10 protein-coding genes and 1 pseudogene are annotated in these 9,638 nt (G+C 75.0%); 6 read left to right on the forward strand and 5 right to left on the reverse strand.

The features are described 5' to 3' along the window. Positions 1 to 153 precede the first annotated feature (153 nt). Together E4P41_RS20005 and raiA are read left to right on the forward strand one after the other, a co-directional pair. Positions 154 to 513, forward strand: coding sequence for a hypothetical protein (locus E4P41_RS20005; RefSeq protein WP_245177515.1), 360 nt, complete (start codon positions 154 to 156; stop codon positions 511 to 513). A gap of 39 nt (positions 514 to 552) precedes the next feature. Next, positions 553 to 1,227 carry a ribosome-associated translation inhibitor RaiA gene (raiA, locus tag E4P41_RS20010; RefSeq protein ID WP_135142985.1) on the forward strand — a complete coding sequence of 225 codons (675 nt, stop codon included), beginning with the start codon at positions 553 to 555 and terminating at the stop codon, positions 1,225 to 1,227. A 50-nt stretch (positions 1,228 to 1,277) separates the two neighbouring features. Here the strand turns inward: raiA and E4P41_RS22405 are convergent, their stop codons facing one another. Together E4P41_RS22405 and E4P41_RS20015 are read right to left on the reverse strand one after the other, a co-directional pair. Further along, positions 1,278 to 1,613: a GNAT family protein gene (locus E4P41_RS22405; protein WP_167761192.1), complete on the reverse strand. Its 336-nt coding sequence runs from the start codon at positions 1,611 to 1,613 to the stop codon at positions 1,278 to 1,280. A gap of 283 nt (positions 1,614 to 1,896) precedes the next feature. After that, on the reverse strand, positions 1,897 to 2,292 hold the full coding sequence (locus E4P41_RS20015; RefSeq protein ID WP_135142986.1) for a PPOX class F420-dependent oxidoreductase: 396 nt from the start codon (positions 2,290 to 2,292) through the stop codon (positions 1,897 to 1,899). Between the two features lie 57 nt (positions 2,293 to 2,349). Here E4P41_RS20015 and secA point away from each other — a divergent pair, with 57 nt between their 5' ends. Next, complete coding sequence (secA, locus tag E4P41_RS20020; RefSeq protein ID WP_280661384.1) at positions 2,350 to 5,619, forward strand: preprotein translocase subunit SecA; 3,270 nt, start codon at positions 2,350 to 2,352, stop codon at positions 5,617 to 5,619. Between the two features lie 115 nt (positions 5,620 to 5,734). Here the strand turns inward: secA and E4P41_RS20025 are convergent, their stop codons facing one another. After that, entirely contained in the window at positions 5,735 to 6,334 is a 600-nt protein-coding gene (locus E4P41_RS20025; RefSeq protein WP_135142987.1) for an Rv3235 family protein, read from the reverse strand. A 42-nt stretch (positions 6,335 to 6,376) separates the two neighbouring features. Then, a complete protein-coding gene (locus E4P41_RS20030; RefSeq protein ID WP_135142988.1) occupies positions 6,377 to 7,129 on the reverse strand; it encodes a hypothetical protein in 753 nt (250 codons plus the stop codon). Between the two features lie 101 nt (positions 7,130 to 7,230). Here E4P41_RS20030 and E4P41_RS20035 point away from each other — a divergent pair, with 101 nt between their 5' ends. Continuing rightward, on the forward strand, positions 7,231 to 7,800 hold the full coding sequence (locus E4P41_RS20035; RefSeq protein WP_135142989.1) for a hypothetical protein: 570 nt from the start codon (positions 7,231 to 7,233) through the stop codon (positions 7,798 to 7,800). A 6-nt stretch (positions 7,801 to 7,806) separates the two neighbouring features. Here E4P41_RS20035 and E4P41_RS20040 read toward each other — a convergent pair whose 3' ends face one another. Further along, positions 7,807 to 8,097: a helix-turn-helix domain-containing protein gene (locus E4P41_RS20040; protein ID WP_135142990.1), complete on the reverse strand. Its 291-nt coding sequence runs from the start codon at positions 8,095 to 8,097 to the stop codon at positions 7,807 to 7,809. A gap of 180 nt (positions 8,098 to 8,277) precedes the next feature. On the opposite strand from E4P41_RS20040, the gene E4P41_RS20045 reads away from it, so the two are divergent. Further along, entirely contained in the window at positions 8,278 to 9,201 is a 924-nt protein-coding gene (locus tag E4P41_RS20045) for an SAF domain-containing protein (protein WP_245177516.1), read from the forward strand. Next, positions 9,201 to 9,638, forward strand: a pseudogene (locus E4P41_RS20050) (chromosome partitioning protein); the annotation flags it as partial. The gene E4P41_RS20045 and the pseudogene E4P41_RS20050, both read left to right, overlap by 1 nt.

The following is a 9,638-nucleotide window of genomic DNA, read 5'->3' on the forward strand; positions in this document are numbered from 1 at the left end:
GCTGCGCCGGGAACGCAGCGCCCGCATGAACCTGCCGGTGCGCACGGCCAGTGGCGCCCTCGTCGAGGCGGTGGTCCTCTGCACCCCCACGCCGACCGGGCGGATGTGGACGCTGCGGCTGGTGCCGCGGTCGCCGAGCTCCGGTCCGCCGGGGTGTCGGCTGAGGAGGTGCGACTGTTGCGCCGCAGCGGGCGGGCCCGGGACTCCGCGGGACTGTCGGCTGCGCAGCGGCGGGCCAACCTGGCCGGCACCTTCGCCCTGCGCCCCGGCCGTCGCGACGTGCCCGCGGGCGCGGTCCTGGTGCTCGTCGACGACGTGGTCAGCAGCGGCGCGACGCTCACCGAGGCGGCCGCGGTGCTGACGCCCGCGGCCGTCCCGGCCGGTCTCCCGGTGCTCGCCGCGGTCGTCGCGGCGACCCCGCGGCGGCCCGCCGGAGGGGCCGCGTGCAGGTCTTACCGACCCACCCGGACGGGGCCGGGAGGTCGACTGTCGGGACCTGGGAACGGGGACTAGCGTGGGTTCGATCACACCCCGAGCTACCCGGGAGGTCTCATGGAGATCGTGGTCCGTGGCCGCAACGTCGACGTCCCCGAGCACTACCGACAGCACGTCGAGGACAAGGTCGGCCAGTCCGACCGGTTCGACGGGAAACTGAAGATCCTGCGGATCGACGTGGAGCTCTTCCACGAGAAGAACCCCCGCCAGTCCGGCAGGTGCCAGCGCGTGGAGATCACCCTCCGTGGCAAGGGCCCCGTCGTCCGCGCCGAGGCCGCCGCGCCGGACTTCTACGCGGCGCTGGACCTGGCCGCCGGCAAGCTCGACCACCGGCTGCGCAAGGCCGCCGACCGCCGCCGCGTGCACCACGGCCGGCGGACCCCGGCCAGCGTCCGGGTGGGCGGCGGCCCCGGTCCCGACGTCCTCGAGGCTCTCGACCGCGACCGGCAGCTCGCGGAGGGCCCGCACGTCACCGATCTCGACGAGCACCTGCCCGGGCGGGTGGTGCGGGAGAAGCACCACCCCGCCACCCCGATGACCGTCGACCAGGCCCTCCACGAGATGGAGCTGGTCGGCCACGACTTCTACCTCTTTCAGTGCGCCGACACGGGGCAGCCGACGGTCGTCTACCGCAGGCACGCCTACGACTACGGCCTCATCCGGCTCGTCGACCCGGCCCTCGACGGCGCCGCCGAGCGCCGGTCCGCCCAGCCAGCGGCGGTCCCCCTCTGATCCCGTAGGCCACTGCGGGAGCGCAGGTGCTCTGCGCTCCCGCACTGCGCTCAGCGGACGCGGCCGTACAGGGCCGCGTCGCCGCGGGTTCCGTCCCGGTACTCCAGGCACGAGCGGACGACGCCCTCGCGACCGAAGCCGGCCCGCTCGGCGACGGGCTGCGAGGCAGTGTTCCCGACGTCGGCGTACAGGTGCACCCGAGGAGCACCGCGCCCAGTGCCCGGCCCCGTGCAGGGGGACACGGGGTCCTTCGACCAGTAGCCGACCTCGGGGCCGAGCCGCCCACCGCCCAGGTGGAGGCGGTCGACCCCACGAACTCGCCGCCGGCCTCGACCGCGGCGGGCATCGCGCGCCTCGTCCCGCTCGGCCGGGGCCACGCCGGCCACAAAGTTCCGGGCGTCCTCGCGGGTGTAGGGGCCCGGCAGGACGCCGATCCGGCGCTGGATGTGGGGGTCCTGGCAGGCGCGCAGGACGGCGTCCTCGTCGTCGGGACGGTAGGGGCCAGCACCAGCCGGTCGGTGCGCACCACCTCGGTGGTCAGGTCGACGGCGGAGAGGTCCAGCCCGCTCGGGTGCGTGGTCACCCGGCCCGTCCTGCAGTGCCTCCGGGCCTGGCTCCCGCGTCGGTCCGCTCCTCGCTCGCTGCGATGCCCCTCGGGAACGGCTGTCGTCAGCCGGGGTTGCCGAGTACCCGGTCGACCGAGATCTCCAGGACCACCCGTGCCGGGTTCTCCCGCGGCGTCCGGTACCGGCGGGCGTAGCGAGCTTCGGCGTCGGCGACCGAGGCGGGGTCGTCGCGCACCGCCGCCGTCCCCTCGAGGGTCACCCACCGGCGGCCGTCGACCTGGCACACCGCGACCCGCGCGCGCCCGGAGCGCACGTGCCGCGCCTTGGCCGAGGTACCCGAGGTGATGACCCGGGCGGTCCGGGTGGCCGGGTCGTAGGTGACCCCGACGGGGACGACGTGCGGGCCGCCGTCGGCGCGCAGCGTGGTCAGCGTGGCCAGGTGCCGCTCGCTGAGGAGGGTGAGCAGGCCCGGGGGCAGGTCGTCGAGGTCGTGCGCCACGGGGGGATTGTGGGCCGCCGCACGGGGACTCGCCCGTTCGCCGCCTACCCTGGGGACGTGGTGTTCTCGAAGATCCTCCGAGCCGGTGAGGGCAAGATCCTCCGACGACTGAACAAGATCGCGGATGCGGTCGAGTCGCTGGCGGACGACGTCGCCGACCTCACCGACGCGGAGCTGCGGGCCAAGACCGACGAGTTCAAGGAGCGCCTGGAGGAGGGGGAGACCCTCGACCACCTCCTGCCGGAGGCCTTCGCCGTCGTCCGCGAGGCCGCCACCCGCACCCTGGGGCAGCGGCACTTCCGGGTGCAGATCATGGGCGGCGCCGCGCTGCACCTCGGGAACATCGCCGAGATGCGCACCGGTGAGGGCAAGACGCTGACCGGCGTCCTGCCCGCCTACCTCAACGCGCTTCCCGGCAAGGGCGTGCACGTGGTCACGGTCAACGACTACCTGGCCAGGCGCGACGCCGAGTGGATGGGCCGGGTGCACCGCTTCCTCGGCCTCTCCGTCGGCGTCATCCTCTCCGGCGAGCGCCCGGCGCAGCGCCGCGAGCAGTACGCCTGCGACATCACCTACGGCACGAACAACGAGTTCGGCTTCGACTACCTGCGCGACAACATGGCCTGGAGCAAGGCCGACCTGGTCCAGCGCGGGCACCACTACGCGATCGTCGACGAGGTCGACTCGATCCTCATCGACGAGGCGCGGACGCCGCTGATCATCAGCGGCCCGGCCGGCGACCCGGCGATGCACCGCTGGTACGGCGAGTTCGCGCGCCTGGCCCCGCTGATGCAGCGCGACGTCCACTACGAGGTGGAGGAGTCCAAGCGCACGGTCGCCATCACCGAGGAGGGCGTGGAGTTCGTCGAGGACCAGATCGGCATCGAGAACCTCTACGAGGCGGCCAACACCCCGCTGATCAGTTTCCTGAACAACGCGCTCAAGGCCAAGGAGCTCTACCACCGCGATCAGCAGTACATCGTCAGCAACGGCGAGGTGCTCATCGTCGACGAGTTCACCGGCCGCGTGCTGTCGGGCCGGCGCTACAACGAGGGCATGCACCAGGCCATCGAGGCCAAGGAGCGGGTGCAGATCAAGGACGAGAACCAGACCCTCGCCACGATCACGCTGCAGAACTACTTCCGGCTCTACGAGAAGCTCTCCGGGATGACCGGCACCGCCCAGACCGAGGCGGCCGAGCTCTCCCAGACCTACAAGCTGGGCGTCGTCCCGATCCCGACGAACCGGCCGATGGTCCGCGGGGACCGCTCCGACGTCATCTACAAGACGGAGAAGGCGAAGTTCGACGCCGTCATCGACGACATCGCCGAGCGGCACGAGGCCGGGCAGCCGGTGCTGGTCGGCACGGCCAGCGTGGAGAAGTCCGAGGTCCTCGCCAAGCTGCTGTTGCGCCGCGGCATCCCGCACGAGGTGCTCAACGCCAAGAACCACGCCCGGGAGGCGCACATCGTCGCCCAGGCCGGGCGGCTGGGCGCGGTCACCGTGGCCACCAACATGGCCGGCCGCGGTACCGACATCCAGCTCGGCGGCAACCCCGAGTTCATCGCCGACGAGCAGCTGCGCGCCCGCGGGCTGTCGCCGGCGGAGACGCCGGAGGAGTACGAGGCGGCCTGGGACGACGCGGTCGCGAAGGCCAAGAGCCAGGTGGAGGCCGAGCACGAGCAGGTGACCGGGGCCGGCGGCCTCTACGTCCTGGGCACCGAGCGGCACGAGAGCCGGCGGATCGACAACCAGCTGCGCGGCCGTTCGGGCCGCCAGGGCGACCCCGGTGAGTCGCGCTTCTACCTGTCGCTGGGCGACGACCTCATGCGGCGGTTCAACGGCCCGATGCTCGAGTCGATGATGACCACGCTGCGGGTCCCGGACGACCAGCCGATCGAGTCGAAGATGGTCAGCCGCGCGATCCTGTCGGCGCAGACCCAGGTCGAGCAGCAGAACTTCGAAGTCCGTAAGGACGTCCTCAAGTACGACGAGGTGCTCAACCGCCAGCGCACCGTCATCTACGCCGAGCGCCGCGCGGTGCTCGATGGGGAGGACCTGCACGAGCAGGTCCGAAAGATGGTCGACGACGTCATCCGGGCCTACGTCGACGGCGCGACCGAGATGGGCTACGCCGAGGACTGGGACCTCGAGCAGCTGTGGACCGGCCTCAAGGCTCTCTATCCGGTGGGCGTGGACCGCGAGGAGCTCATCGACCGGGTGGCCGACGGCGACCAGGCGGCACTGACCGCCGACGTGCTCCGACGCGAGCTGCTCGACGACGTGCACCGTGCCTACGAGGAGCGGGAGTCCGCGCTGGGCTCGGAGGTCATGCGTGAGCTCGAACGGCGGGTGCTGCTCTCGGTGCTCGACCGCAAGTGGCGCGAGCACCTCTACGAGATGGACTACCTGCGGGCCGGTATCCACCTGCGCGCGATGGCCAACCGCGACCCGGTTGTGGAGTACCAGCGCGAGGGCTACGACATGTTCATGACGATGCTCGACGGCATCAAGGAGGAGTCGGTCGGCTTCCTGTTCAACCTGGAGGTCAAGACCAAGGAGCAGCAGGCGGCGGACGCGGCGGCCAAGCAGGCCGAGGCCGAGGCCCGGGCGCTGGCGGCGGCCCAGCAGGGGACGGCGCGCGTGCGGGCCCGTCGGGCGGCCGCGCAGGCCGCAGCGGCGCCTGCGGCATCGGCACCGGCGGCTGCACCGACGGCTGCCCCCGCTCCGGCGCAGCCGGTTCCCGCCCGGGCCGACGGCGACGGTGCCGCGCCTGCGGCCGCCGCGGCGCCGACTGCCGACGGGGCGTCCGCTCCGGCCCCGGCGGCGCAGACTCCTGCTCCGGCTCCGGCCGAGGCCCCTGCTCCGGCGGCGCAGGCTCCTGCTCCGGCCGCGCAGGCTCCTGCCCCGGCTCCCGCCGGGGCCCCAGCTCCGGCGGCGCAGGCTTCCGCTCCGTCTCCCGCTCCGGTTCCCGCTGAGGCCCCCGCTCCCGCGTCGGCCCCGGCGGCCCGCCGGAGCTCCTCGGCGCGGAAGTCCCGGCCGGCCGTAGCGCAGGCCGCTCCGGCGGCGCCGGAGGTGGAGGAGCCGACGCGCTCGGATACCGGTCCCGAGCTGTCGGTCAAGGGCCTCGACGAGCCGCGGCGCACCACCGAGCAGCTCAGCTACTCGGCGCCGAGCCTGGACGCCTCCCCGAAGGAGAGCGGCCCGGCCAAGGCGGCCAAGACCGCGACCGTGACCGGCACCAAGGAGCCGGCCCGCAACGCGCCCTGCCCCTGTGGTTCGGGCAAGAAGTACAAGGTCTGCCACGGAGGACCCTCGCGCGCCTGAGAAAGGACCCCCTGAAGGACCCCGCCCTCCCCACCGCTCGCAGGCTCGCGGCGGTGCCCTGGACGAGGCCACCCGACCCTTCGCAGGCTCAGGGCGGGGCCCGGGACGGGGCCGTTCAGCCGATCTGCAGCGCCGTGCACCGCCACCGGCCGTCGATTCCCTCGAGCCGCGCGGCGACCGCATGTGCCCGGCCCGAGCGGCGGGCCACCGCGCTCACCTCGGCCACGCCGTCCACCGGTTCGCAGACGTGGACGGGCCCCAGCAGCACCGGAGCGGTTCCGCTCGCGCACCACCGGGGCCGGCGGCCGCTGGAGAGGCCGGCATAGACGCCGACGGCGGCCAGCGGCTGCACCTGGGTCAGCGGCCGCCGCCCGGCGAGCGCCTCGAGGGTGAGCGTCAGCAGCCGCCGACCGGCGACGCGCGGGTCGGGCAGCTCGGCGCGGACCGACCACGCCGGTTCGAAGCCCGTCGCGAAGCCCGCCGGCGGATTCTCCGGGCGCGGCCGCGGACCCGGCCGGTGCGGTGCCCGGGGGACGGCGACACCGGGCAGGACCAGCCGGAGGACCGGCTGGGGGTCCAGCGGCGGCTGCGGCGTCGGCACGACGGTGAGCCGCAGCGTGGCGGCGCACAGGGGCTGCGGAGCCGGCTCAGGTGTCCCCGCGTCGGCGGGCTCGGCGACGTGGGCGGGACGGACGGGGCCGGCAGAGGCGGTCATCGGGTGCTCCGGGCTCGGGTCGGGTCGGTGGGAGGTCGCGCGTCAGGACGCCGGAGGCGGGCGCAGCACCTGGCCCGGCAGGAGGAGGTCGGGGTCGGGGCCGATGACGTCGGCATTCGTCTGCCACCAGGCGGAGACGGCGGACGCCACCTCGCCGTCCGTCGGGGGCGTGCCGGTCCGTCGGGCGAGGTCGCCGGCCGCGATGTCCCACAGGCAGTCACCGCGCAGGACGACGTGGTGGCCGGGCGCGGGAGCCGGCCAGTCAGGCACAGGCGCCGGGGTGGCGAATGTCGGCCGGTCGGGGACCGGGGGCGCCGGCCGGTCGGATGCCGGCGCGGTCGGTGGGTCGGCCTCTGGACCTGCTGCCGGCCAGTCCGGGACGGGCCCCTGCCCCGAGGCGGTGACCACGGCCTGGGGGAGGGTGCCCGGGGCTGAGGCGCACCCGGCGAGCGACGGACCTGCGGTGACCAGCCCGACGCCGAGGGCGAGCGCCGCCGCCCGCCGCGCGCTCGCGGGCAGCACGCATCGAGCGGCCACTCGCGCCAGTGCACCCACGGCGCCCGGCAGCGCGGAGAGCGCGGTGAGGCCCAGGCCGAGGACGCCCCACAGCCAGGCAGCCCAGGCGAGCGCCGCCACGCCGGCGAGCAGTACCGACTCGGCACCGACGGTGTCGACGGCGCGCTGGAGGTCGAGGCCGGTCCCGGTGATCCCCGAGAGGTCCGGGGTCACCGTGTGGAGGCCGGCGGCGGCAGCGGCCATCGCCGCCGTCGTCCCCAGCAGGCGCCGGATCGACATGTCTCCTCCTCGACGTCGCGATGTGCCGCGTGACTAAAGCAAGCAAATGCACGCAAACGCAAGTTCAAGCACCCACTAGAGTGGAACCGAGGAGGTGGCCGATGCGGTGGCAACGGCTGTTCGCGGACCTGCAGGCGGAGTTCGACGAGGCGGAGGCCGCGGCCGAACGGGCGGAAGACGCATCCCGGCGGCGGGTGGAGACGGGGACGGTCCGCCTGGTGGACCGGCTGGCCGGCGCCCTGGGCAGGCCGGTGGCCCTGCGGTGCCGCGGAGCCGGGGACGTCACCGGCGTCCTGGTGGAGGTGGGCGCCGACTGGCTGCTGCTGACCGACGACGCGCGCCGGGAAGTGCTCGTGGCGACGTCGACGGTGCGGACCGTCGCCGGCCTGGGGCGGGTCACGGCTGCGCCCGAGGACGCCGGTCCGGTGCGGAGCCGGCTCGACCTGCGGCGGGCGCTGCGCGGCCTGGCCCGCGACCGGAGTGCGGTCCAGGTCTTCCTGGACGACGGGTCGGTGCACGTCGGCACCGTGGACGGCGTCGGGGCCGATCACCTCGAGCTGGCCGAGCACGCGGCCGACCAGCCGCGCCGTCCGGCCGCCGTGCGCGGTGTCCGGGCGGTCACCCTGCCGGCGGTCGCGGTGGTGCGGACCCTCGCGCCCGGGCTCGACTAGGACCGCTCAGCCGCGGCGGTGCCCTCCGGGAGCCGGGCTCGCGGCGGCGTCGTCCTGTCCGTCCGGCGCGGCCGGCTCGTCGGTGGCGGACTCCGCGGGGACGGTGCCGGCCCGCGCCTCGGCGTACTTCTGCTGGATGAAGCGCTCCAGCTCGTCCACCTCGACCCGCCACTGGCCGCGGCCGCCGATCTGGATGGCGATCAGCTCCTTGCGGCGGACCAGCGCGTAGGCCTGCGACCACGAGACGTTGAGGATCTCGGCGACGTCGTCGAGGGTCAGGAAGCGCGGTGTGGGCATCGGGTCTCCGTCCGGTCCCGCACAGTCTGGCAGCCCCGTCCGGGTGGCATGTGGGCTGTCCACAACCCCGAACGTGTGGACGACGCCTGCGCGCATCGACGCGCCTGCCGCATGATCTCCGTCCGACCGTGGCCATCCAGGCCGGCCACGGCGTCCGTGCAGATGGAGGGACCGCTGGCTGTGAGCGCCACGCGCACCGTGCCCGCCGCCCCGGCGGCTGCTCCCGTCCCTGGGCCGGCGCCCCGACGGGTCCGGCCGCCGCGCTGGCTGGACCTCCGCCTCGTCCTGGGCGTCCTCCTGGTGCTCGGCTCGGTCCTGCTGGGCGCGCGGGTGGTTACGGCCGCCGACGCGACGGTGCCGGTGTGGTCGGCCGCCGGCGACCTCGCCGCGGGCACGGTGGTCACCGCCGAGGACCTCGTGCCCGTCGACGTCCGGCTCGACGACGTCGCCGGTGCCTACCTCGCGACGAGCACCCGCCCGGAGGGCCGCACCCTCGCCCGGGCCGTGCGGGGCGGCGAGCTGCTGCCGCGGTCGGCGCTGGAGGAGCCGGCCGAGCTGGTGCAGCTGGCGCTCCCGGTGCAGGCCGGCTACGTGCCGCCGGGGCTGGACCGCGGTCAGGTGGTGGACGTCTACGCCGTGGCCGACCCCGCCGCCGGTGCCACTGCGACCGGTGACGGGAGTGTCTCCCTCGTCGTGGGAGCCGCGCCGGTGCAGGCGGTTTCCGGGCGCACGGAGGGGGTGCTGTCGACGGCCACGACCACCGTGCAGGTCGTCGTCTCGGTGCCGGCCGACCGGGCGCCCGTGGTGCTGGACGCGATCGGCGGCCGCCCGCTGGTGGTCGTGGTGCACGACTCGGTGGACGCCGCGTCCGGCGAGGGAAGCGTGGCCGGAGCGGGCTCCGTGACGGGCGGTGGACGCACGGGGACGACGGGGTCCTCCGGCGTCGCCGGGTCGTCGTCAGCGCCGACCGGGTCCTCCGCGCCTCCCTCGTCCGCGTCTCCGCCGACGCCGGCCGCGGGCGCGACGGCGCCGCCGACCGAGCCGCCCACGGGGACCGTCCCGGGTGCCGACGGGTCCGCGGTCCCGCCGGCGGGTGCACCCTGATGGCGCTGCAGGTCTTCACCGCGGTCACCGGGGCGGGATGGGAGTCCGCGCTCGTCGGGGCGCTCGACCGGGCCGACCACGGGGTCACCGTCGTCCGACGGTGCGTCGACGTCTCCGAACTGCTGGCCGCAGCCGCGACCGGGACGGGGCAGGCCGCCCTGCTGTCCGCGGACCTGCGCCGCCTCGACGGGGACGCCGTCGCACGGCTGTCGGCGTCCGGCGTCGCCGTCGTCGGCCTGGTCGATCCGGGCGACGACCGGGCCGCCGACCGGCTGCGCGGTCTCGGGATCGGGCGGGTCCTGCCCGCCGACAGCGAGCCGGAGGCGATCGCCCGGGCGCTCCGCGAGGCGGTCGCCGGCGGTCCGCCCACGGGCCGGGACATCGCCGACCCGCGCGCTGCGCTGCCCGCACACGGGCTGCCGGAGCCGGCCCAGATC

This window comes from Geodermatophilus sp. DF01-2 (assembly GCF_004571065.1).
Lineage (GTDB): Bacteria > Actinomycetota > Actinomycetes > Mycobacteriales > Geodermatophilaceae > Geodermatophilus.

Bases quoted from the DNA above. Each gene is read 5' to 3' on its own strand.
- raiA (WP_135142985.1), top strand. From the start codon at position 553: ATGGAGATCGTGGTCCGTGGCCGCAACGTCGACGTCCCCGAGCACTAC.
- E4P41_RS20025 (WP_135142987.1), bottom strand. From the start codon at position 6,334: ATGACCGCCTCTGCCGGCCCCGTCCGTCCCGCCCACGTCGCCGAGCCC.
- E4P41_RS20030 (WP_135142988.1), bottom strand. From the start codon at position 7,129: ATGTCGATCCGGCGCCTGCTGGGGACGACGGCGGCGATGGCCGCTGCC.
- E4P41_RS20035 (WP_135142989.1), top strand. From the start codon at position 7,231: ATGCGGTGGCAACGGCTGTTCGCGGACCTGCAGGCGGAGTTCGACGAG.
- E4P41_RS20040 (WP_135142990.1), bottom strand. From the start codon at position 8,097: ATGCCCACACCGCGCTTCCTGACCCTCGACGACGTCGCCGAGATCCTC.